At 67.8% G+C, this 22817-nt stretch carries 20 protein-coding genes and 1 riboswitch; of the genes, 4 read left to right on the top strand and 16 right to left on the bottom strand.

Annotated elements, in window-relative coordinates; genetic code table 11:
- Positions 1–15: 15 nt before the first annotated feature.
- Together CGR01S_RS00435 and tal are read right to left on the bottom strand one after the other, a co-directional pair.
- Positions 16–1134: a beta-ketoacyl-ACP synthase III gene (locus tag CGR01S_RS00435; RefSeq protein WP_042421271.1), complete on the bottom strand. Its 1119-nt coding sequence runs from the start codon at positions 1132–1134 to the stop codon at positions 16–18.
- A 57-nt stretch (positions 1135–1191) separates the two neighbouring features.
- Positions 1192–2139, bottom strand: coding sequence for a transaldolase (gene tal, locus CGR01S_RS00440; protein ID WP_042421274.1), 948 nt, complete (start codon positions 2137–2139; stop codon positions 1192–1194).
- Positions 2140–2267: 128 nt separating this feature from the next.
- Between tal and CGR01S_RS00445 the strand changes: the two genes are divergently transcribed.
- The gene (locus tag CGR01S_RS00445; protein ID WP_042421276.1) at positions 2268–3113 is read left to right on the top strand and encodes a MurR/RpiR family transcriptional regulator; all 846 of its coding nucleotides are present in this window, start codon (positions 2268–2270) and stop codon (positions 3111–3113) included.
- A 66-nt stretch (positions 3114–3179) separates the two neighbouring features.
- On the opposite strand, the gene CGR01S_RS00450 is transcribed toward CGR01S_RS00445, so the two are convergent.
- The 10 genes from CGR01S_RS00450 to CGR01S_RS00495 all read right to left on the bottom strand — a co-directional run bounded on the left by CGR01S_RS00450 (position 3180) and on the right by CGR01S_RS00495 (position 14357).
- Positions 3180–3677, bottom strand: a complete 498-nt coding sequence (locus CGR01S_RS00450) for a YbhB/YbcL family Raf kinase inhibitor-like protein (RefSeq protein WP_042421279.1) — start codon at positions 3675–3677, stop codon at positions 3180–3182.
- A gap of 94 nt (positions 3678–3771) precedes the next feature.
- Positions 3772–4791 carry an ABC transporter ATP-binding protein gene (locus CGR01S_RS00455; protein WP_042421282.1) on the bottom strand — a complete coding sequence of 340 codons (1020 nt, stop codon included), beginning with the start codon at positions 4789–4791 and terminating at the stop codon, positions 3772–3774.
- Positions 4788–5765 (bottom strand): ABC transporter ATP-binding protein, encoded by a 978-nt coding sequence (locus tag CGR01S_RS00460; protein WP_042421285.1) that lies wholly within the window; start codon positions 5763–5765, stop codon positions 4788–4790. Before CGR01S_RS00460 ends, CGR01S_RS00455 begins: the two co-directional genes overlap by 4 nt.
- Positions 5766–5943: 178 nt before the next feature.
- Positions 5944–6855: an ABC transporter permease gene (locus CGR01S_RS00465; RefSeq protein WP_042421287.1), complete on the bottom strand. Its 912-nt coding sequence runs from the start codon at positions 6853–6855 to the stop codon at positions 5944–5946.
- Between the two features lie 89 nt (positions 6856–6944).
- Complete coding sequence (locus CGR01S_RS00470) at positions 6945–8522, bottom strand: ABC transporter substrate-binding protein (protein ID WP_042421288.1); 1578 nt, start codon at positions 8520–8522, stop codon at positions 6945–6947.
- A gap of 32 nt (positions 8523–8554) precedes the next feature.
- Positions 8555–9772 (bottom strand): M20 aminoacylase family protein, encoded by a 1218-nt coding sequence (locus tag CGR01S_RS00475; RefSeq protein ID WP_042421290.1) that lies wholly within the window; start codon positions 9770–9772, stop codon positions 8555–8557.
- 1 nt (position 9773) lies between these two features.
- Positions 9774–10754: an ABC transporter permease gene (locus CGR01S_RS00480; protein WP_042421294.1), complete on the bottom strand. Its 981-nt coding sequence runs from the start codon at positions 10752–10754 to the stop codon at positions 9774–9776.
- A gap of 139 nt (positions 10755–10893) precedes the next feature.
- Positions 10894–12474 (bottom strand): ABC transporter substrate-binding protein, encoded by a 1581-nt coding sequence (locus CGR01S_RS00485; RefSeq protein WP_042421297.1) that lies wholly within the window; start codon positions 12472–12474, stop codon positions 10894–10896.
- 189 nt (positions 12475–12663) lie between these two features.
- Positions 12664–13590 carry a porin gene (locus CGR01S_RS16080; RefSeq protein WP_052382461.1) on the bottom strand — a complete coding sequence of 309 codons (927 nt, stop codon included), beginning with the start codon at positions 13588–13590 and terminating at the stop codon, positions 12664–12666.
- A 317-nt stretch (positions 13591–13907) separates the two neighbouring features.
- The gene (locus tag CGR01S_RS00495) at positions 13908–14357 is read right to left on the bottom strand and encodes an OsmC family protein (protein ID WP_042421300.1); all 450 of its coding nucleotides are present in this window, start codon (positions 14355–14357) and stop codon (positions 13908–13910) included.
- Positions 14358–14697: 340 nt separating this feature from the next.
- Between CGR01S_RS00495 and ilvA the strand changes: the two genes are divergently transcribed.
- The 3 genes from ilvA (at position 14698) to CGR01S_RS00510 (ending at position 17728) form a co-directional block, all read left to right on the top strand.
- Entirely contained in the window at positions 14698–16251 is a 1554-nt protein-coding gene (gene ilvA, locus CGR01S_RS00500; protein WP_042421303.1) for a threonine ammonia-lyase, biosynthetic, read from the top strand.
- 78 nt (positions 16252–16329) lie between these two features.
- Positions 16330–17145: an adenosylcobinamide-GDP ribazoletransferase gene (locus tag CGR01S_RS00505; protein WP_042421742.1), complete on the top strand. Its 816-nt coding sequence runs from the start codon at positions 16330–16332 to the stop codon at positions 17143–17145.
- Positions 17138–17728 (top strand): histidine phosphatase family protein, encoded by a 591-nt coding sequence (locus CGR01S_RS00510; protein ID WP_042421307.1) that lies wholly within the window; start codon positions 17138–17140, stop codon positions 17726–17728. The genes CGR01S_RS00505 and CGR01S_RS00510 overlap by 8 nt, the downstream gene beginning before the upstream one ends.
- Here CGR01S_RS00510 and CGR01S_RS00515 read toward each other — a convergent pair.
- The 4 genes from CGR01S_RS00515 to lpxC form a co-directional block, all read right to left on the bottom strand.
- On the bottom strand, positions 17721–19394 hold the full coding sequence (locus CGR01S_RS00515; RefSeq protein WP_042421310.1) for a methyl-accepting chemotaxis protein: 1674 nt from the start codon (positions 19392–19394) through the stop codon (positions 17721–17723). The two genes, CGR01S_RS00510 and CGR01S_RS00515, sit on opposite strands and share 8 nt — an antisense overlap.
- A gap of 146 nt (positions 19395–19540) precedes the next feature.
- Positions 19541–21418, bottom strand: a complete 1878-nt coding sequence (gene thiC, locus CGR01S_RS00520; RefSeq protein WP_042421312.1) for a phosphomethylpyrimidine synthase ThiC — start codon at positions 21416–21418, stop codon at positions 19541–19543.
- 85 nt (positions 21419–21503) lie between these two features.
- A riboswitch (TPP riboswitch) is annotated at positions 21504–21613 on the bottom strand.
- Between the two features lie 37 nt (positions 21614–21650).
- A complete protein-coding gene (locus CGR01S_RS16820; protein WP_169742439.1) occupies positions 21651–21827 on the bottom strand; it encodes a hypothetical protein in 177 nt (58 codons plus the stop codon).
- Positions 21828–21833: 6 nt separating this feature from the next.
- Entirely contained in the window at positions 21834–22757 is a 924-nt protein-coding gene (gene lpxC, locus CGR01S_RS00525; protein WP_042421315.1) for a UDP-3-O-acyl-N-acetylglucosamine deacetylase, read from the bottom strand.
- Positions 22758–22817: the final 60 nt, after the last annotated feature.

A 22817-nucleotide genomic window follows, 5' to 3' on the forward strand; every position in this document is an offset into this window, starting at 1 on the left:
GGGTGTCGTTTCATTTCAGCGCTTGCGCACCACCACGCTGCCCACCGAGTAACCGGCCCCGAAGGAGCAGATCACGCCGATGTCGCCGCGCATCAGGTCGGCATGGTGCTTGTGGAAGGCGATGATGGAGCCGGCCGACGCGGTGTTGGCGAACTCGTCGAGGATCAGCGGCGCGCGGTCGCGGCTGGCCTCGCCCACGAGCTTTTTGATGACGAGCTGGTTCATGCCTTCGTTCGCCTGGTGCAGCCAGAAGCGGCGCACGGCGGCGGGCGCCTGGCCCAGGTCGGCCAGGTGGCCCTCGATGTGCGCGGCGGCAATGGGCACCACCTCCTTGAACACCTTGCGGCCTTCCTGGCGGAAAGTCTTGTCGCGCGCATCCGGGTCGCTGTCTTCGCTGCGGTTCAGGAAGCCGAAGTTGTTGCGGATGTTGTTGGAGAACTGCGTGGCCAGGCGCGTGCCCAGCACGTCCCACTGGTCGGCGCCGACGGCGTCCTCGGCGCGCTCGACCAGGATGGCGGTGCACACGTCGCCGAAGATGAAGTGGCAGTCGCGGTCGTTCCAGGCCTGGTGGCCGGAAGTGATCTCGGGGTTGACCACGAGCACGCAGCGCGCGCTGCCGGTGCGCACGGCGTTGACGGCCTGCTCGATGCCGAAGGTGGCCGAGGAGCAGGCCACGTTCATGTCGAAGCCATAGCCCCCGGCGCCCAGCGCCTGCTGGATCTCAATGGCCATGGCCGGGTAGGCGCGCTGCATGTTGGAGGCGGCGCAGAGCACGGCGTCCACGTCGGCGCCGCTGCGGCCCGCCTGCGCCAGCGCCTGCTGCGCCGCCGCCACGGCGATCTCCGCCATCATGGAGAGTTCGCTGTCGGCGCGCTCGGCGTAATGCGGGTACATGCGCGCGGGATCGAGGATGCCGCTCTTGTCGAACACGTAGCGCTGCTGGATGCCCGAGGCTTTCTCGATGAACTCGACACTCGAATACTGCAGCGCCGGGCGCGTGCCGGCAGCGATCTCGGCGGCGTGGCGCGTGTTTTCCCGGTCCACATAGCGGTTGAAGGCCTCCACCAGCTCGGCGTTGGTGATGGTGTGGGGCGGCTGGCAGAGGCCCGTGCCGCTGATGACGACTGAATGCATAAATCGGTGTCCTGTACCCGCGCTGCGGGCGGGATGCGCAAGTGTAACGAGCCGGCGTCAGGCGGCCTGGATGAGCTGTTCGAGCCGGACGGTGTCGGCCGCGAAGGCGCGTATGCCCTCGGCGAGCTTCTCCGTGGCCATGGCATCTTCGTTGAGCGCGTAGCGAAAGGCCGCTTCGTCGTACTGCACGAAAGGCAGGTCCAGGGCGCGTGCGGCCTGGGCATCGAGCGCACGCGCGACGGGCGCCTCGGACTGGGCGAGCTGGGCCAGCAGTTCGGGGGCGATGGTCAGCAGATCGCAGCCCGCGAGCGCGACGATCTGGCCCACATTGCGAAAGCTCGCGCCCATGACCTCGGTGGCGATGCCAAAGCGCTTGTAGTGCTCGAAGATGCGGCGCACCGAGCGCACGCCCGGGTCGTTGGCGCCGGCCATGGCTGCCTCGTCCCAGGCAGCGCCCGCCTGCTTCTTGTACCAGTCGTAGATGCGGCCGACGAACGGCGAGATGAGCTGCACCTTGGCCTGGCCGCAGGCCACCGCCTGGCTGAACGAGAACAGCAGCGTGAGGTTGGTGTGGATGCCTTGGCTTTCCAACTGGCGCGCCGCCTCTATGCCCTCCCAGGTCGCGGCAATCTTGATGAGCACGCGGTCGATGTGGATCCCCTCGGCCTGGTAGAGCTCGATGAGGCGCTCGGCGCGCGAAACCGTGGCGCTGGTGTCAAAGCTCAGGCGCGCGTCGACCTCGGTGGACACGCGCCCCGGGATGAGGGAGAGAATCTCGCGGCCAAAGCGCACCAGCAGGCGGTCGATGATTTCGTCCATCGGCCGGTCCTTCCAGCGCGCCACGGTGGCCTGCAGCAGCGGCGCGTAATCCGGCTTTTGCACCGCCTTGAGAATGAGCGAAGGGTTGGTCGTGGCGTCCTGCGGCTGAAACTGCGCCAGTTGCTTGAAGTCGCCGGTATCGGCCACCACGGTGGTGAACTGGCGGAGTGCGTCGAGCTGGTTCATGCAAATCCTCGGGGATCGGTGGGGGCGGGCCCGCGGCGCCGCAAACCTGCAAGTGTATGCGGCAGCGCCCTGGCCGCCGTGCATGAAACCGCGTTACATTCTGGGCCACCGCCCCTTTGCACCCCGCCATGCTGGACCGCATCACCGCCTCCCTGCCCTCCCTGGCGCCTGCCGAGCAGCGCGTCGCCAAGCTCGTGCTGCAGGATGCGCGCGCCTTCGCCCGCCTGCCCGTGCGCGAGCTGGCCGAGCGCGCCCATGTGAGCAAGCCCACCGTGGTGCGCTTTTGCCGCAGCATGGGCTACGACGGGCTGGCCGACTTCAAGCTCAAGCTCGCCGGCAGCGTGAGCGAGGGCGTGCCCTTCATCCACCGCAGCGTGGACGCCGACGACAAGACCGGCGACGTGCTCGTCAAGGTGGTGGACAACGCCGTGGCCGCCTTGCTGCAGTACCGCAACGCCGCCAGCACGGTGGCCATAGAGCGCGCGGCCAGCGCCATGGCCGCGGCCTGCAAGGCGGGCCGGCGCATCGACTTCTACGGGGCGGGCAACTCCGGCATCGTGGCGCAGGACGCGCAGCACAAGTTCTTCCGCCTGGGCGTGACCTGCAACGCCGCCAGCGACGGCCACATGCAGGTCATGAGCGCCACCCTGCTGGGCCCGGGCGACTGCCTGGTGATCATCTCGAACTCGGGGCGCACACGCGACCTCATGGACGCCGCCGACATCGCGCGCAAGAACGGCGCAACGACCATCGCCCTCACCGCCAGCGGCTCGCCGCTGGCCAGCGCCTGCGCCATCCACCTGGCGGCCGACCACCCCGAGGGCTACGACCGCTACAGCCCCATGGTCTCGCGCCTGCTGCACCTGCTCATCATCGACGTGCTGGTGACCTGTGTGGCCTTGCGCATCGGCAGCTCGCTGCAGCCCCTGCTGCAGCAGATGAAGGAAAACCTGCGCAACAAGCGCTATACCTGATTTTCAAGCCAAAACCGGCTCCAGCGCTTGCGCAGCAAGCGCCATCAGCTATCCATTCAATAGCAATCAGGGGCGCCCGTAGGTGGCGGTGAAGCTGGCCTTGGCCAGGGTGTGGGCGTTGACCATGAAGCCCGCCAGCGCCGCCGTGGCGTCGTCCGGGATGTCCAGCCGCGGCACCGACAGCGCATGCACGGTAAAGATGTAGCGGTGCGGCTTGTCGCCCGGCGGCGGGCAGACGCCGCCCCAGGCCGGCACGCCGTAGTCGTTGCGGATCTGGCGGGCGCCGGCGGGCAGGCCCGCACCGCCGCGGGCGCCGGCGTTGGGCGCCAGGGCCTGGGTGCCGGCCGGCAGGTCCACCACGAACCAGTGCCACCAGCCCGAGCCCGTGGGGGCATCGGGGTCGTACACGGTGACGGCAAAGCTCTGCGCTTCGAGCGGCGCGCCGCGCCACTGCAGCGCGGGCGACTCGTTGCGCCCCGCGCAGCCGAAGCCGTCGAACTCGAACTGCGGCGGCACCGTGCCGCCGCTGGGAATGTCGGGACTGGAAAGCGTGAACGGATCCATGGGGCGTCTCCTGTGGGGCAAAGGGATTTGATATCAAAACCGACTGTAGCGCTTGCTGAGCAAGCGCCACCAGCTACTCCATTGATAGCAAAACTCAAATCCGCCCTTCCTCCACGGCATGGCAGGCGATGCGTATGCCACCGATGGTGTGCAGGTGCGGACGCTCGGCGCGGCAGCGCTCGTTGGCGTGCGGGCAGCGCGGGTTGAAGGCGCAGCCGGGCGGCGGGTTGAGCGGGTTGGGCACCTCGCCCTGCACGGGCGTGCGTGCGCGGCCAGTGTCGTGCATCTTCGGGATGGCGTCGAGCAGCATGCGCGTGTAGGGGTGGCGCGGGGCCGCGAACAGCGTCTTCTTGTCGGCCAGCTCCACCAGGCGGCCCAGGTACATCACGCCCACCTGGTCGCTCACGTGGCGCACCACGGCCAGGTTGTGGCTGATGAACAGGTAGGTGAGCTGCCGCTGGCGCTGCAGGTCCTTCATGATGTTGAGCACCTGCGCCTGCACCGAGACGTCGAGCGCGCTGGTGGGCTCGTCGCACACCAGGAATTCGGGCTCGGTGGCCAGGGCGCGCGCGATGGAGATGCGCTGGCGCTGCCCGCCCGAGAACTGGTGCGGGTACTTCGCCATGTCGAGCGGCGACAGGCCCACGGACTGCAGCAGTTCGCCCACGCGCGCCTTGAGCTGCGCCTTGTCGGTGATGAGTCCGTGCTCGCGCAGCGGCTCGCCGATGATGTCCTCGACCAGCCAGCGCGGGTTCAGGCTGGCATACGGGTCCTGGAAGATCATCTGGATGCGCCGGCGCATGGCCTTGGCGTTGCCGCCCTTGAAGGCGGCGTGCGCGTCCTGGCCGTCGAAGGTGAAGCCGCCGCGCGTGGGCTCGTACAGGCCCACGAGCAGGCGCGCCACGGTGCTCTTGCCACAGCCCGATTCGCCCACCAGGGCCAGGGTCTGGCCTTTTTCGATCTCGAAGCTCACGCCGTCCACGGCGTGCAAGAGCAGGCGCGGCTTGCCCTCCAGCACGCGGTTGAGCCAGGGTGGCGAGACGTCGAAGGTGCGCGCCAGGTCATGCGCCTGCACCAGCGGCGGGGCAGCGGTGTGCACGTCGGCCGGGCTCATGCGCGCACCTCGCTGGGGACGGCGTGCAGCCAGCAGGCGGCACGCGTGGCGCCGGCGTCCAGCAGCTCGGGGCGCTCGTGCAGGCAGCGCTCGAAGGCGCGCGCGCAGCGCGGGTTGAAGGCACAGCCCGGGGGAATGGCGTTGAGGCGCGGCATGGCTCCGTCGATCTGGTTGAGGCGCTCGCGGTCCTGCTCCATGTCGGGGATGGAGGCCATGAGGCCGGCGGTGTAGGGATGGGCGGGGTGATTGATGACCTGGTGCACGGGGCCGATCTCGGCGATGCGGCCCGCGTACAGCACGGCCACGCGGTCGCAGGTCTCGGCGATCACGCCCATGTCGTGCGTGATGAGCATGACGGCGGCGCCGCGCGATTTGCAGATGTTCTTGAGCAACTGGATGATCTGTGCCTGGATGGACACGTCCAGCGCCGTCGTCGGCTCGTCGGCCACGATGAGCTGCGGCTCGGCCGCCAGCGCCAGGGCGATGACCACGCGCTGGCGCATGCCACCGGAGAACTGGTGCGGGTAGTGGTCGATGCGCTGCTCGGCCGCCGGGATGCCCGTGTCCTTGAGCAACTGGATGGCGCGCGTGCGCGCCTCGGCCGGCGAGACGGGCAGGTGCGTGAGGATGGTCTCGGTGAGCTGCCGGCCCACGGTGTAGAGCGGGTTGAGCGAGGTCAGCGGGTCCTGGAAGATGGCGCCGATGCGCCGCCCGCGGATGTGGCGCATCTGCTCGTGGCCGAGGTGGTCGATGCGCTGGCCTTCGAGCAGGATCTGGCCCGCCGCCACGCGGCCCGGCGGCTCCAGCAGGCCGATGATGGCCGCCCCCGTGAGCGACTTGCCCGCGCCCGATTCGCCCACCACGCCGAGGATCTCGCCCGGCGCGATGGAGAAGGAAATGTCGTCCAGCGCGCGCAGCGTGCCGCGGCGGTGCGGGAATTCGACAACGAGGTTTTGGACTTCGAGTAATGACATATCAGTGATCTATGGCATGGCGCTGCGCGCCACCCACAGCGCGTGAAACTGGCACGCCCCCAGCGAGGGCAGCCGAGCAAGGGCCGCCCCGCAGCGAAGGCTGCGTCCTCCTGCCCGCATTGCGCAGCAATGCGAGAGCGGGGGGAAGACGCGAAGCGGCTCAGGGGGGTGTTCCATCTCAACGCAACCGGGGATTCAGGGCATCGCGCAGCCAATCGCCCAGCAGGTTGACCGACAGGGCGATGAGCACCAGCATCACGCCCGGAAACACCGTGATCCACCACTCGCCCGAGAACAGGTAGTCGTTGCCCACGCGGATCAGCGTGCCCAGCGAGGGCGAGGTGGGCGGCGCGCCCACGCCCAGGAAGGACAGCGTGGCCTCGGTGATGATGGCCGTGGCCACCTGGATGGTAGCCAGCACCAGCACCGGCCCGAGCACGTTGGGCAGCACATGCTTGCGCATGATGGAGAGCGGCGCCACGCCCGTGACGCGCGCGGCCTGCACGTATTCCTTGTTGCGCTCGACCAGGGTGGAGCCGCGCACCGTGCGCGCGTACTGCACCCAGCCGGTGAGCGAGATGGACAGGATCAGCACGCCGAAGGCCAGGGACTCGTGCGCATTGGGGAACAGCGCCCGCCCCACGCCCGCGATCAGCAGCGCCACGAGGATGGCGGGGAAGGACAGCATCACGTCGCACAGGCGCATGAGCACGGCGTCGATCCAGCCGCCGCGAAAGCCCGCCAGCAGGCCCAGGGTGACGCCCACGAGCACCGACAGCACGACCGACGCCAGGCCCACGATGAGCGAGATGCGCGCGCCGTAGATGAGCGCCGAGAGGATGTCGCGCCCCTGGTCGTCGGTGCCCAGCAGGTACTTGGTGCTGCCCTCGGCGCTCCAGGCGGGCGGCAGGCGCGCGTCGCCCAGCTCCAGGGTGGACAGGTCGAAGGGATTGTGCGGCGCCACCCAGCCGGCAAAGGCGGCGCAGAACACGCAGATGAATGCGATCAAGGCCGCCGCCATGGCCATGGGGGAGCTGCGGAAACTGTGGCCGACGTCGCTGTCGAGCCAGCGGGCAAGAGTGGTTTTCATGGGGGAAATTCGTGTCCGGGCGCTGCGCACCGCCAGCGGTGGCGGGCGGTGCGCAGGCCCTGCGGGAGACCTCGGTCAGGGGCGCAGCCTCACTGGATGCTCATCCACTTGAAGGGCATGAAGTTGTCCGCCAGTTGCACCAGCTTGACCTTCTTGCTCACGCCCCAGGCCAGGGCCTGCTGGTGCAGCGGCAGGTGGCCCACGTCGGCGGCGTGGATCTCGAAGGCCTCGCGGATCATGGCGTTGCGCTTGGTCTTGTCGGTCTCGGACTGGATCTTGCGCGTGAGCTCATCGACCTTGGCGTTGCAGTACGAGCCCAAGTTGAACTGGCCCGTGCCCTTGTCGTCGGGGCAGGCCATGAGGGCATTGAGCGCGTTGTGCGCGTCGTAGGTGCCCGGCGTCCAGCCCAGCATGTAGAAGCTGGTGTTGCGGCTCAGGATCTTGGGGAAGTACGTGCCCTTGGTCTCGGCCTGCAGGTTCACCTTGACGTTGATGCGCGAGAGGTTGGCGGCCACCGTCTGGCAGATGCGCCCGTCGTTCACGTAGCGGTCGTTGGGGCAGTTCATGGTGACCTCGAAGCCGCCCGCATAGCCGGCGTCGGCCAGGAGCTTCTTGGCGGCCTCCACGTCGTAGGGCAGGCGCTTCATGTCGGCCTGGAAGCCGTTGATGCCCGGCCCCACCATGAGCGCCGAGGGGTTGGAGGCGCCGCGCATCACGGTCTTCTTGATGCCCTCGATGTCGATGGCCTGGTAGAAGGCCTGGCGCACGCGCTTGTCCTTGAACGGGTTCTTGCCCTTGACGCTGGAGTACAGCAGCTCGTCGCGCTTCTGGTCCATGCCCAGGAAGATGGTGCGCAGCTCGGGGCCGGTGACGGCGCGCGTCGTGCTGTTGTTGTTCACGCGCTCGATGTCCTGCACGGGCACGGGCTCCATCACGTCCACCTCGCCCGAGAGCAGGGCCGCCACGCGCGTGGCGTCGTTGCCGATGGGGGTGAAGATGATGTCCGCCGCGTTGCCCTCGATCTTGTCCCAGTAGTTGCCGTTGCGCGTGAACGTGGTGCGCACGCCGGGCTGGCGCTCGCGCAGGCGGTACGGGCCCGTGCCGTTGGCCTTGAACGAGGCCGTGTTCTCTATGCCCTTGCGCCGATCGACCGGGGCAGTGGCCTGGTTGGCCTCGCACCACTTCTTGCTCATGATGAACACCAGCGAGATCACGTCGGGCAGGATGGGGAACGGCGCCTTGGTCTCGATCTCGACCGTGTGGCTGTCGATCTTGCGCACTTCCTTGATGTCGTTGGTGTAGCTCTTCATGTCCGAGCCCTCGACCTGGGTGCGCGCGAAGCTGAACAGCACGTCGTCGGCCGTGAACGGCGTGCCGTCATGGAATTGCACGCCCTTGCGCAGCTCGAAGCGCCACACCGTGGGCGCGGTCTGCTTCCAGGCCGTGGCCAGCGCGGGCGCCAGGCTCAGGTCCTTGTTGCGGCCCACCAGGGGCTCGTACACATTGCCCGTGACGCTCAGTTGCAGCGATTCGTTGAGCGAATGCGGGTCCATGGACAGGGCGTCACCCTGGTTGGCGATGCGGATGGTTTGCGCATTTGCTACAACTACCGTAGCGCTTAGCGCCGCCAGCACGGCGCTGGCGAGCATTTTCTTATGGAATTTCATGGTCGGTCTCCTCGTGGTGGTAAACCCAGAATTCATGCCACGGGCAGGGGCATGGACTGTTCGATCAGGCTCGCGTGCAACGCCGCGCCCAGCGGCAGGATGTCGTCGTTGAAGTCGTAGCGGCTGTTGTGCAGCGCGCTGCCGCTGGCGCCCGTGCCCTGGCCGATGCGCAGGTAGGCGCCGGGCTTGGTCTGCAGCATGAAGGAAAAATCCTCGGCGCCCATGCTGGGCTCGAGGTCGCGCACCACCTGCTCGGCCCCCACCAGGCTCTCGGCCACGTCGCCCGCAAAGCGCGCCTCGGCCTCGGAGTTGATGGTGGCCGGGTAGATGCGCTCGTAGTGCACGGTGACCGTGGCGCCAAAGCCCAGGGCGATGGCATTGCACATCTCCTTGAGGCGCCGTTCCACCAGTTCCTGCACCTGCGGATCGAAGGTGCGCACCGTGCCCACGATGCGCGCCGTGCCGGGCAGCACGCTGAAGGCGCCCATGTCGCCCGCGTGCACGGCGCACAGGCTCAGGACGGCGCTCTCGATGGGCCGCACATTGCGCGAGACGATGCTCTGCGCCGCGGTGATGATGTGCGCCGCCACCAGCACCACGTCCACCGTCTGGTAGGCGTGCGCGCCGTGGCCGCCGCGGCCCTTGATCTCGATGGTGACGCGGTCGGCCGCCGCCATCATGGGGCCGGAGTTGATGCCCACCATGCCCGGTTTGAGCTGGGGCCAGTTGTGCATGGCGTAGATGGCCTGCACGGGAAAGCGCTCGAACAGGCCTTCCTCGATCATCACGCGCGCCCCGCCGTAGCCCTCTTCGCCCGGCTGGAACACCAGCACCGCCGTGCCGTCGAACTGGCGCGTCTGCGCCAGGTAGCGCGCCGCGCCCACCAGCATGGCGGTGTGCCCGTCGTGCCCGCAGCCGTGCATCAGGCCGCTCTTGCACGACTTCCAGGCAAACTCGTTGTCCTCGGTGATGGGCAGCGCGTCCATGTCGGCGCGCAGGCCCACCATGGCGCCGCTGGCACGCGTCTGGCCATGGATCACGGCCACCAGGCCCGTGCGGCCCAGGCCTTCGTGGATGGCGTCCACGCCGCAGACCTGGAGGGCCTCCTTCACGCGGGCCGCCGTATACACCTCTTCGAAGCCCAGCTCCGGGTGGGCGTGCAGGTCGCGGCGCAAGGCGGTCAGCTCGGGGTGGTACTGCGCGATGTGCGCAAAGGCGCGCCCCCCGGCTTTCAGGCGCTGCGTCTGCATCTCAGTGTCCTCCCGCCTTGACCGCGCGCAGGCGCGGGTCCACGGCAAAGTAAAGCAGGTCCACCACCAGATTGATGACCACGAAGATCAGTGCAATGAGGCACAGGTAGGCCGCCATGACCGGAATGTCGGCGAACGTGACGGCCTGGATGAACAGCAGGCCCATGCCGGGCCACTGGAACACCGTCTCGGTGATGATGGCAAAGGCGATCAGCCCGCCGAGCTGCAGGCCCGTGATGGTCATCACCGGCACCAGCGTGTTCTTGAGCGCATGGCCGAAGTGGATGGCACGGTCCGTCAGGCCGCGGGCGCGCGCGAACTTGATGTAGTCGGTGCGCAGCACCTCCAGCATCTCGGCGCGCACCAGGCGCATGATCAGCGTGAGCTGGAAGATCGCCAGCGTGATGGCCGGCAGCGTGATGTGGTGCCAGCCCTTGGGCGTGAGCAGGCCGGAGGACCACCAGCCGACCTGCACCACCGGGCCGCGGCCGAAGCTCGGGAACCAGCCCAGCGTGACCGAGAACACCAGGATCAGCAGGATGCCGATCAGGAAGGTGGGCAGCGAGACACCCAGCAGCGAGAACGTCATGAACACCTGGCTGGTGAACGTGCCGCGCTTCAAGGCCGCATACACCCCCATGGGCACGCCCACGGCCAGCGCCAGCACGGCCGCCACCAGCGCCAGCTCCAGCGTGGCGGGAAAGCGCTCGGCGATCAGGCGCGAGACCTTGGCGCCCTGGCGCAGCGACAGGCCGAACTCCCCCTGCGCGGCGTTGACCAGGAAATGCCAGAACTGCACGAAGAAGGGCTGGTCCAGCCCCAGGCTGGCGCGCAGCTCGCGGATCTGCTCGGGCGTGGCATCCTGCCCCAGCAGAAAGACCACGGGGTCGCCCACATACTGGAACAGCATGAAGGAAATGAAGGCCACCGTGACCATGACGATCAGGGCCTGGATCAGGCGGCGCAGGATGAACGCAAGCATCGGGCAGAAAATCGAGTGAGTGTTCGACGGCGGGCAGCGCCCGCTCGTGGCGGGCGATGCCGCTGATTATCATGCCCCGCAGGGCGGTGAAACCCCGCGGAATACCCGGAGCCTGCGGGGAGCGCGTGCCGCGGCGCGGTCAGTTGACCTTCACCAGGCGCATGTCCACGCGGTTGTCCGCGCGGTGCACCAGCTCGATGTTCTTCTTCATCGCCCAGGGGATCACCTGGTCGTGCAGCGGAATATGCGAGACGGTGTCGTTGGACAGCTGCAGCGCCTCGGTCAGCATGCGCGCACGCACCGGGGCGTCGGTTTCGCCCTTGATGCGGTCCACGAGGTAGTCCATGCGCTGGTTGCTGTAGCGGCCCACGTTGTAGTTGCCGTCGCCGCCCTGGCCCACGCTGCGCACCAGCGACTGCAGGCTGTAGAGCGCATCGAACGTGGGCACGCCCCAGCCCAGCATGTAAATGCTGGCCTCATAGCGCTGCACCATGGGGAAGTAGGTGGCCATGGGCATGGTGCGCAGCTTGGCCTTGACGCCGATGCGCGACCACATGGCCGTGACGGCCTGGCAGATGGCTTCGTCGTTGATGTAGCGGTTGTTCGGGCAGGCGAAGTCCACCTCGAAGCCATCGGCGTAGCCCGCCTCGGCCATGAGCTTCTTGGCCGCCTCCACGTCGTAGGGGAAGCGCTTGGCCACCCCCTCGGTCCAGCCCGCCACCTGCGGCGCCACCAGCGCGCCCGTGGGTTTGCCCAGGCCGCGCATGGTGCTCCTGGCGATGGTGTTCACGTCGATGGCCTGGTACATGGCCTTGCGCACGCGCAGGTCCTTGAGCGGGTTCTTGCCCTTGATGTTGGAGCCCGGCAGTTCGTCGCGGAACTGGTCCATGCCCAGGAAGATGGTGCGGTTCTCCACGCCGTCGACCACCTTGAGGTCGGCGCTCGCGCGCAGGCGGCCCAGGTCCTGGGGCGTGGGGTCCAGCACCATGTCGACCTCACCCGAGAGCAGCGCGGCGATGCGCGTGGCCGAGGACTTGATCGGCGTGTAGACGATCTCGGTCACGTTGCCGTCCATCTTGCCCCACCAGTGGGGGTTGCGCTTGAAGACCATCTTCACGTCGGGCTGCCAGGATTCCAGCGTGTAGGGCCCCGTGCCCAGGGCATTGCGGTGGGCAAAGTTCTCGTCCTTGCCCTTCATGTCCATGGGTTCGACGGATTTGTTCTTCTCGGCCCAGGCCTTGCTCATCATGCGCAGCTCGGTCATCTGGCGCAGCAGCACGGGGTTGGGTGCCGCCAGGAAGACGTCGATGGTGCCGCCATCGACCTTGGCAACCTTGGTGATGCCCTGCACATAGGGCGTGAAGTTGGAGGTCTTGGCCATGGCGCGCTGGATGGAGTACACGGCGTCGTCGGCCGTGAAGGGCGAGCCATCACTGAACTTCACCCCCTGGCGCAGGCTGAAGCGGATCTGCGTGGGGCTGATTTCCTTCCAGGACGTGGCCAGCACGGGCTCCACGTCGAACGTCTTGCTGTTGTAGTAGACCAGGCTCTCGTACACATTGGCGTGCAGGCCGTTCTGCAGGGCGTTGTTCTGCGAGTGGATGTCCCAGGTGGAGATTTCCCCCTGGCTGGCCCATTTGAACGGCTTGGCTTGCACCGCTGGTGCCACGAGCATCGCGGCCGCAGCCGCCATGGACAGAAGACTGAACTGGAACTTCATGGATCCCTCTTCAATAAAAAGCGCTACTATACAACACGAAGCATAGGGATCGCTATGGGTTTTCCCTGAATTCCCGGTGGTCCAGTGGGTTTTGGCAGGGCCAGCGATCGCCCTGCTCCAGACGCAAAAAAGCCAGCCCGAAGGCTGGCTTTTGCACTTCATGCAACGCTGGCTCAGGCCAGCCAGGCATTAGAAGTTGTGACGCAGGCCAACGCCGAAGTGGTTCTTGGCGCCGGTAGCGTAGCCGCCGGGCAGAGCGCCGTTGGCGTCGCCGTCCTTGTAGTACACAGCGTAAGCGAAGGTGCGCTTGGACAGGGCGTACTTGCCTTCCAGCACGAAGTCGGTGTTCTTCATGCCGGTGCCGTTTTCACGAGCGATGTCCAGGGTCACAGCAAATGCGCCCAGGGGAACGGTACCACCGATGGTGAAGCCCTTGGAAGGACCGCCGGCGTTTTGCAGCGAGCCGGCCAGCACGAAGCTGCCGAAGTCGTACTTGGCGCCCAGGGCCATGTTGCCCTTGAGGGTCTGGGTCTTGTTGTAGGACAGAGCCACTGCCAGAGGACCTTGAGCGTAGATGGCGTTCAGGTCGTACTTGCTGTTGCCGCCGTTGTCGGGCTTGGCGATGTAACCCAGGGTACCTTGGAAGCCGTTGGCAGCGAAGGTGTACTGGAACACGCTGTCGTTACGCGTAGGACCGCCAGCAAAACCGAACTGGTTGGCCACAGCCGAGTAGTTGGCGGTGCCGGTCAGTTCCCAGGCAGCAACGCCGAAGAAGCTGGGGGTCAGGGTACGGCCGAACTGGAAGCGGCCGAAGTTGCCTTGCAGAGCCATCCAGGCGTTACGCTGCCAGGTGTTGGCGTCGGTCTTGCCGTTTTCGGCGTTGATGCCCTGCTCGAAGTTGAAGGAAGCCTTCAGGCCGCCACCCAGATCTTCCACGCCACGCACGCCCAGACGGCTGTTGCCGTTGTTCAGCACGCCGTTGCCGCTCATCTGAGCGGAAACGCCGTTGGACTTGGCCAGAGACAGGTCAGCCACGCCGTACAGGGTCACGGACGATTGAGCCATGGCGACGCCGGAAGCAGCCAGTGCAGCCAGGGCAATCAGAGATTTTTTCATTGCGAGTTACTCCAAGGTTAAACATAGGGCGCCGGTACGGGGGGTCTGGGTTGGTTTGCACCTTGGCAATCCCGCCGGTTCCCCGGGCCAACCTCCTGGTGGGGAAGTTAGCGCTATTGCACCAGACGTCGGCGGGTTTCGCAAAGGAAATCACCCAGAAGCCGCCCTAAAACCCCATTTCGTTGCCTACCTGCAACACCCCGGCCGGGAACGGCGCCAGGCTCTGGCCAGACCCGGTTTTCCCCGCCGCAACCCCGGGGTGTTTGTATGGGAATGCAAAACCTGTCACACCCATGAAACACCTCGGACGACATGCTTCAGGCCGCCACCAGGTCAAAGCTGGTGCTGATGGCCGCCGTCTTGCCCAGCATGATGCTGGCCGAGCAGTATTTTTCGTGGCTCAGGGCGATGGCACGCTCCACGGCCGCGGGCGGGATGTCGCGCCCCGTGATGGTGAAGTGCATGTGGATGCGCGTGAACACCTTGGGGTCGGTGGCGGCGCGCTCGGAGCTGAGCTTGACGCTGCACCCGCGCACGTCGTGCCGGCCGCGCCGCAGGATCAGCACCACGTCGTAGGCCGTGCAGCCGCCCGTGCCGGCCAGCACGGCCTCCATGGGCCGGGGGGCGAGATTCTGGCCGCCATGGGCAGGATGGGCCTCATCGGGCGCTCCGTCCATGGCCAGGATGTGGCCGCTGCCCGTCTCGGCGACAAAGCCCATGCCCGAGCGCGTGCCTGCGGCGCCCGTCCAGCTCACTGTGCATTCCATACATGACTCCGGCAATTTCTGTGGTGAATGGGGCACGCAATGTAGCGTAGAAATACTTATCCTGCGATGCAGGCTGTTGCAATGCAGCAAATTGACCTTAGACTTGCGGACAGTGTGAATCTTTTGCTGCCATGCGGGCAAAAGGCTCCCCGGGCGCCTTCGCTGCGCTGGCCCCGGAACGGTTGTCTCCTCCACCTCCCTTGGTGGATTCCACCCCGGACCTTGCGGTCCGGGGTTTTTTTGTGCCCGGCGCCGCCGCGGCGCGCCATCCACGGGCCGGACGCACGCCCTATGATGTGGGCCCCGCCGCCCGCGTTGCGGCAGTGCAGCATCCGCAGCCATGACCCAGCCCCTCACCCCCCTCGATTACCTGAAGAAGATCCTGACCGCGCGCGTCTACGACGTGGCGCTGGAGTCCGACCTGGAGCCCGCGCGCAACCTCAGCCGGCGCCTGCACAACAAGGTGCTGCTCAAGCGCGAGGACCAGCAGCCGGTGTTCAGCTTCAAGCTGCGCGGCGCCTACAACAAGATGGCGCAGCTTGCGCCCGAGCAGCTCGCGCGCGGGGTGATCTGCGCCTCGGCCGGCAACCACGCCCAGGGCGTGGCCATGAGCGCGCACAAGCTGGGCACGCGCGCCGTGGTCGTCATGCCCACGACGACGCCGCAGGTCAAGATCGACGCCGTGCGCGCCCTGGGCGGCGAGGTGGTGCTGCACGGCGACAGCTACTCCGACGCCTATGGCCACGCGGTGGAGCTGCAGCAGGCGCAGGGCCTGACCTTCGTGCATCCCTTCGACGACCCGGACGTGATCGCGGGCCAGGGGACGATTGCCATGGAGATCCTGCGCCAGCTGCAAAAGCTCGGCAGCAACCGGCTGGACGCGGTATTCGTGGCCATCGGCGGGGGCGGGCTGGTGTCCGGCGTGGCCAATTACATCAAGGCCGTGCGGCCCGAGATCAAGGTGATCGGCGTGCAGATGAACGACTCGGACGCCATGATGCAGTCGGTGCGCGCGGGCGAGCGCGTCACGCTGCCCGACGTGGGCCTGTTCTCCGACGGCACGGCCGTCAAGCTCGTGGGCGAGGAGACCTTCCGCGTCGCCAGCGGCCTGGTGGACGGGTTCATCACCGTCGATACCGATGCGGTGTGCGCGGCGATCAAGGACATCTTCGTGGACACGCGCAGCATCGTCGAACCCGCGGGCGCCCTGGCAGTGGCGGCCATCAAGCAGTACGTGGCCACGCACAAGACCAAGGGCGAGACCTACGCCGCCATCCTGTGCGGCGCGAACATGAACTTCGACCGCCTGCGTTTCGTGGCCGAGCGCGCCGAAATGGGCGAGGAGCGCGAGGCGCTGCTGGCCGTGACCATCCCCGAGGAGCGCGGCAGCTTCCGGCGCTTTTGCGAGATCATCGGCGCCCTGCCCGGCGGTCCGCGCAGCGTGACGGAGTTCAACTACCGCATCAGCGACGCGGCGCGCGCGCATGTGTTCGTGGGCCTGAGCACGCATGGCAAGGGCGAATCGGAAAAACTCGCGCGCAGCTTTGCGCGCCAGGGCTACGAGGCGCTGGACCTGACGCAGGACGAACTCGCCAAGGAGCACCTGCGCCACCTGGTGGGCGGGCGCTCGAGCCTGGCGCACAACGAGCGCTTGCTGCGCTTTGTCTTCCCCGAGCGGCCCGGGGCGCTGTTCAAGTTCCTGAGCCTGATGCAGCCGACCTGGAACATCAGCCTGTTCCACTACCGCAACCAGGGCGCGGACTATGGGCGCATCCTCGTGGGCATGCAGGTGCCCGCGGAAGACGCCGCCGCCTTTGACGCCTTTCTGGCCACGCTGGGCTACCCCTATGTGGAGGAAACGCAGAACCCGGCCTACCGCCTGTTCCTGCAATGAGCCGCCCCTGGGTTTTAGATAAAAAACGGCTCCAGCGCTTATCCAGCAAGCGCAAGCAGCTCTCTTTTCAATAGCATGATGCAGGCGCTGCGCCACTACCTGCTGGCCTTGCAGTTCTTCACGCGCATCCCCGTCACCGGGCGCCTGGCGCAGTGGGTGGGCTACAGCCCGGCCATGCTCAACGCCAGCAGCGCGCATTTCCCCGGCGTGGGCTGGCCCGTGGCGGCCGTGGCGGCGGCCAGCTATGCCGCGCTGCACCAGGGCCTGGGCAGCGGGCCCCTGGCGCCGCTGGTGGCGGCCGTGCTCAGCACGGCGGCCACGGTGCTGCTCACCGGCGGCTTCCACGAGGATGGGCTGGCCGACGTGGCCGACGGCCTGGGCGGCAGCCTGCAGCGCGAGCGCGCCCTGGAGATCATGAAGGACTCGCGCATCGGCGCGTTCGGCGCCATGGCGCTGGTGCTCGCCCTGCTGGCCAAGACCAGCCTGCTGGCGCACCTGGGCACGCACAGCCTGGGCGCGGCGCTCGCGGCCCTGGGCGGCGCGCATGTGCTCTCGCGCTGGTGGCCGCTGCTGCTCATCCATGGCATGGCGTATGCGGGCGATGCCGACCGCTCCAAGAGCAAGCCGCTGGCCCAGCACATCACCGGGCGCGCCCTGGGCGCCGGATTCTTATGGTGCATTGTGCCGCTGGCGCTTGTCTGGCAAGCGCAAACAGCTCTCTTTTTAATAGCATCCTGCACGGTGAGCGCACTTGCGGCAGCCGTCCTGCGGCAGCGCTTTGCCCAGCGCCTGCAGGGCTTCACCGGGGACTGCCTGGGCGCCGTGCAGCAGGTCAGCGAGATCGGCTTCTACCTCGGCGGCGCCCTGGCGCTGGGCCTGGCGGGCCGTGCCTGAGGCCGCCGCCCCGCCCCGGCTGTGGCTGGCCCGCCATGCCGCACCGCAGGTAGCGGCCGGCACCTGCTATGGCCGCCTGGATGTTCCGGCCCAGGCGCCGGCCACGGCGGACTGCGCCCAGCGCCTGGCCGCCGCCCTGCCCGCACGGGTGCTGCTGCGCCATTCACCGCGGCAGCGCTGCGCCCAACTGGCGCAGGCCCTGCAGGGCCTGCGGCCCGGCCTGGCGGCGCAGGCCGACGCACGGCTCGCGGAAATGGACTTTGGCGCCTGGGAAGGCCGCGCCTGGAGCGCCATCGCGCGCGCCGACATCGATGCCTGGACGGCCGATTTCACCCACTACCGGCCGGGCGGCGGCGAGTGCCTGGCGCAGATGCTCGAACGCGTGCACCACGCCCTGCAGGAGGCGCGGCACCTGGCCCGGGCGCAGCGCTGTGACGTGCTCTGGATCAGCCACGCAGGCGTGGCGCGCTGCCTGCAGTGGCTGCAGCAGGCGGCGCCAGGGCCGGGCGCACCGGTGCGCGCCGACCAGTGGCCCCGGCAGGCGCCCGCGCCGGGGCAGTGGACCTGCCTGCCGCTTACCTGATGCGCAAGGCGCCCGTGGCGCGCGCCAATGCCGACGGCCGTTCCGGCGGCGCCACCGCGGGCGCACTGCGCGGCGCAGCCGGGGCGGCTGCCGGGGCTGCGCCCGCGCTGCCGTTCAGCCGGAAACGGCTGACGGCGCTGAGCAGCCCCATGGCCTGCTCGCGCAGGGATTGCGAGGCCGCGGCAGACTGCTCGACCAGCGCAGCGTTCTGCTGCGTCATCTGGTCGAGCTGGCGCACGGCCTGGCCGACCTGGGAGATGTTCTCGCGCTGCTCGGAGGCCGATGCCGAGATCTCGCTGATGATGTCCGAGACGCGGCGCACGCCATCGACGATTTCGGTCATGGTCTGACCGGCCTGGCCGACCAGGGCGGAGCCGGCCTCGACGCGCTCCACGCTGGAGCCGATCAGGGCCTTGATCTCCTTGGCCGCCTCGGCCGAACGCTGGGCCAGGCTGCGCACTTCGGAGGCCACGACGGCAAAGCCGCGCCCCTGCTCGCCCGCGCGCGCCGCCTCGACGGCGGCATTGAGCGCGAGGATGTTGGTCTGGAAGGCGATGCCGTCGATCACGCCGGTGATGTCGCCGATCTTGCGCGAGCTCATGGTGATCTGCTCCATGGTCTGGACGACCTGGGACACCACCTCGCCGCCGCGGCCCGCCACCTGGGCGGCCGAGCTGGCCAGATCGCTCGCGTGGCGCGACGACTCGGTGCTTTGCTGCACGGTGCCGGTGAGCATCTCCATGGAGGCGGAGGTTTCCTCCAGGTTGGAAGCCGTCTGCTCGGTGCGCTGGCTCAGGTCCTGGTTGCCGTTGGCGATCTCGCTGCTGGCCGTGGAGATGTTGGACGCCGCCTCCTGCACCTGGTGCACCAGGGCGCGCAGCGCCTCCTGCATGCGCCCCATGGCGCCTATCAGTTGGCCCACCTCGTCCTGCTGCTGCACCTGCACGTCCTCGGTCAGGTCGCCCGTGGCGATGCGCTCGGCCAGGCGGCTGGCCGTGGCCAGCGACTGCGTGATGGAGCGCACGCTGAAGAAGGTGAGCGGGATGAGCACCACCAGGCCCAGCAGCAGGGCCACGCCGATGAGCACCGCCATGGTGGCCGTGCGCGCCTGCACGCCGTCGCGCGCCTCGTCCATCTGGGTGCGCGCGCTGGCGGCCAGGTCGGCGAGCAGCTTGTCGGCATCGACCGTGTGCTTGCGGAAGCGGTTGGCGTAGGCACCGCCGCCGGCGCCGTCGAGCAGAGCGTCCTCGATCTGCTGCAGGATGGGCTTGATGCCGGTCTCGTACTGCCGGATTTCCTCCAGCGCCTTGTCCACGGTGGCCGCGAACGGCGCGTCCTGCGCCTGGCGCTGGCGCACCTCGCCCAGGCTCTTGCGCAGCGCATCGAGCGTGGCCGCCCAGGACTCGCGCAGCTTGGCCACTTCCACCGTGTTGTTGTAGTTGATGATGATTTCCTTCTCGGCCAGGGTCAGATTGCCCAGCGTGGTGCGCAGCTCGGACATGTCCGTGAGCGTCTGCACGCGCTGGTCAAACAGTTCCTGCAGCGTGCCGCGGGTGCGCTCGAGCGCCACATAGCCCATGGCGCCGATCAGGACGAGCAAGAGCAGGGAGAAGGCCGTGCCGAAGTACAAGCGGGCACGGATGGACAGTCGGCCAAGCAAATTCATGGCAGCCTTTCATCAGCATGGAGTCACGGCAGGCGGTACTTTGCACCGCCCGCCCCAATAGCAGCTTCGTGGGCTGCTGTGCCGCACGAATATATGCGAGACCGGCCGTCCGTGACGAGAGGGTTACTACCGCCAGGCCGCCGCCATCACCCTTGGGGGTGCAGCGGCACGTAGAAGCGCCCGCCCGCGCGCTGGAACTCCCCGGCCTTTTCCGCCATGCCCTGGTGCAGGGCATCGGCTTCGGCTAGCCCTTTCTGCGCGGCGAAGTCGCGCACTTCCTGCGTGATCTTCATGGAACAGAACTTGGGCCCGCACATGGAGCAGAAATGCGCGACCTTGGCGCTGTCCTTCGGGAGCGTCTCGTCGTGGTATTCCTGGGCGGTCTCCGGGTCCAGGCCCAGGTTGAACTGGTCCTGCCAGCGGAAGTCGAAGCGCGCCTGGCTGAGCGCGTCGTCGCGCGCGCGCGCGCCGGGGTGGCCCTTGGCGACGTCGGCGGCGTGCGCCGCGATCTTGTAGGCGATGATGCCCTGCTTGACGTCGTCGCGGTCGGGCAGGCCCAGGTGCTCCTTGGGCGTGACGTAGCACAGCATGGCCGTGCCCATCCAGCCGATCATGGCGGCGCCGATGGCGCTGGCGATGTGGTCGTAGCCTGGGGCGATGTCGATGGTCAGCGGGCCCAGGGTGTAGAACGGCGCCTCGTGGCAGGTCTTGAGCTGCTCGGTCATGTTGGCCTGGATCATGTGCATGGGCACGTGGCCGGGGCCTTCGATCATGGTCTGCACATCGTGCTTCCAGGCGATCTGGGTCAGCTCGCCCAGCGTGTGCAGCTCGGCGAACTGGGCCTCGTCGTTGGCGTCGGACGCGCAGCCGGGGCGCAGGCCGTCGCCCAGGCTGAAGGACACGTCGTACTGCTTCATGATGTCGCAGATGTCCTCGAAGTGCTCGTACAGGAAGCTCTCGCGGTGGTGCGCCATGCACCACTTGGCCATGATGGAGCCACCGCGCGAGACGATGCCGGTGCGCCGCTGCGCCGTGAGGTGGATGTAGGCCAGGCGCACGCCGGCGTGGATGGTGAAGTAGTCCACGCCCTGCTCGGCCTGCTCGATCAGCGTGTCGCGGAAGATTTCCCAGGTGAGGTCCTCGGCAATGCCGCCCACTTTTTCGAGCGCCTGGTAGATCGGCACGGTGCCAATGGGCACGGGCGAGTTGCGCACGATCCAGTCGCGCGTGGTGTGGATGTTCTTGCCAGTGGACAGGTCCATCACATTGTCGGCGCCCCAGCGGATGGCCCAGACGAGTTTTTCCACCTCTTCCTCGATGCTCGAGGTGACGGCCGAGTTGCCGATGTTGGCGTTGATCTTCACGAGGAAGTTGCGCCCGATGGCCATGGGCTCGACTTCGGGGTGGTTGATGTTGGCCGGGATGATGGCGCGGCCGCGCGCCACCTCGTCGCGCACGAATTCGGGCGTGATGATCTTGGGGATGCTGGCGCCGAGCGGATTGCCCATCAGGCGCTGCTCGCGCGCGGCGTCCTGCTGGTACTGCGCCATCCACTCGCGTTTGCCGTTTTCGCGCAGGGCCACAAATTCCATCTCGGGCGTGATGATGCCCTTGCGCGCGTAGTGCATCTGCGTGACGTTGGCGCCGCTGCGGGCGCGGCGCGGCCGGCGCTGCAGGGCGGCGGCCTCGGCGCGCAGCTGGGCCAGGCGGGCAGCGTCCTCGCTCTTGCTGCCATCGTCCAGGGCCAGGGGCTTGCGGCCTTCGTAGAGCTCGCTGTCGCCCCGCTCCGCGATCCAGGCGCCGCGCACGCTGCCCAGCCCTTGGCGCACGTCGATGAGGGCCTGCGGATCGGTATAGGGGCCGGAGGTGTCATACACGCTCACGACCTCGCCATTGGTCAGGGCGATGTCGCGCACGGGCACGCGCAGGTCGGCGCGCGTGCCGATGAGGTAGCTTTTGCAGGAGGCGGGGAAAGGCTCGCGCGTGCGGGCCAGGAGGTGGGAAAACGAGTCGGGGGCGTTCATCGCGGACATTCCTCTGAAGGCAGGTGGATGGAATGCTCCGCAATCGCCGGGGGCGCACACGCATGGCTGGAATGCCCACGCACAAATCCCCGACTGCAGCTCTTCTTACGCTGGTACTAACCAGATCAAGTTCGCGGTTTTGGCGGCTCGGGCCGCCATCTCAGCACGCCAATACGTGCACCCCGGAGCAGGCGCGAGTATAGGGCAGCCGCCCGGAACCTGCTCACGCCTCTCAGATGCCGCGCTCGAGGATGAGCACGGCGAAGAACACGCCGGCGGCGATCAGGGTCCACTTGAGCACCACAAACCCCAGGCGCTTGTAGCGCGCCTGGCCCGTGCCCGCATAAAAGGCGAAGCACAGCGCCGCCGCAAACAGCAGCAGCATGACGAGCCAGCGGAACACCAGCATGCCGCCCTACCAGGCACGCGCGGGCTGCGCGAACCCGGCCGGCGCCAGGCGCTCGTTGTCGAACGTGACGATCTCCCAGGCCTCGGGATGCGCCAGCAGTTCGCGCAGCAACAGGTTGTTGAGCGCGTGGCCCGAGCGGAAGGCGCCGTAGGCCGCCAGCAGGGGCTTGCCCACGAGGTACAGGTCGCCCATGGCGTCGAGGATCTTGTGCTTGACGAACTCGTCGTCATAGCGCAGCCCATCGGCGTTGAGCACGCGGTAGTCGTCCATGACGATGGCGTTGTCCAGCCCGCCGCCCAGGGCCAGGCCGCTGGCGCGCATCATCTCCACGTCCTTGGTGAAGCCGAAGGTGCGCGCGCGCGCGATGTCGCGGCTGTAGTTGCCCGTGCCCAGGTCGAACTCGACGCATTGCCCCGTGGAATCGACCGCGGGATGGGCAAAGTCGATCTCGAAGCGCAGCTTGAAGCCGTGGTACGGGTCCAGGCGCGCCCACTTGGCCTGCGCGCCTTCGCCCTGGCGCACCTCGACGGGCTGGGTCACGCGGATGAAGCGCCGCGGCGCATTCTGCAGCACGATGCCCGCGCTCTGCAGCAGAAAGACGAAGGAGGCCGAGGAGCCGTCGAGGATGGGGACCTCCTCGGCCGTGATGTCCACGTAGAGGTTGTCCACCCCCAGGCCGGCGCAGGCCGACATGAGGTGCTCCACCGTGTGCACGCGGGCCGCTCCCGTGCCGATGGTCGAGGCCATGCGCGTGTCGCTCACGGCCTGGGCCGAGACCGGAATGTCCACGGGCTCGGGCAGGTCCACGCGGCGGAACACGATGCCGGTATCCGGCTGGGCCGGGCGCAGGGTCAGCTCCACGCGCTGCCCGCTGTGCAGGCCCACGCCCACCGCGCGGGTGAGGGTCTTGAGGGTGCGTTGCTGGAGCATCCTGCAATTCTAGTGGGCGAACCCGCTCTCGGCCCCCCCGCCCCGCCTATGGCCTCGATA

Source organism: Comamonas granuli NBRC 101663, assembly GCF_000739995.1.
Lineage (GTDB): Bacteria > Pseudomonadota > Gammaproteobacteria > Burkholderiales > Burkholderiaceae_C > Simplicispira > Simplicispira granuli.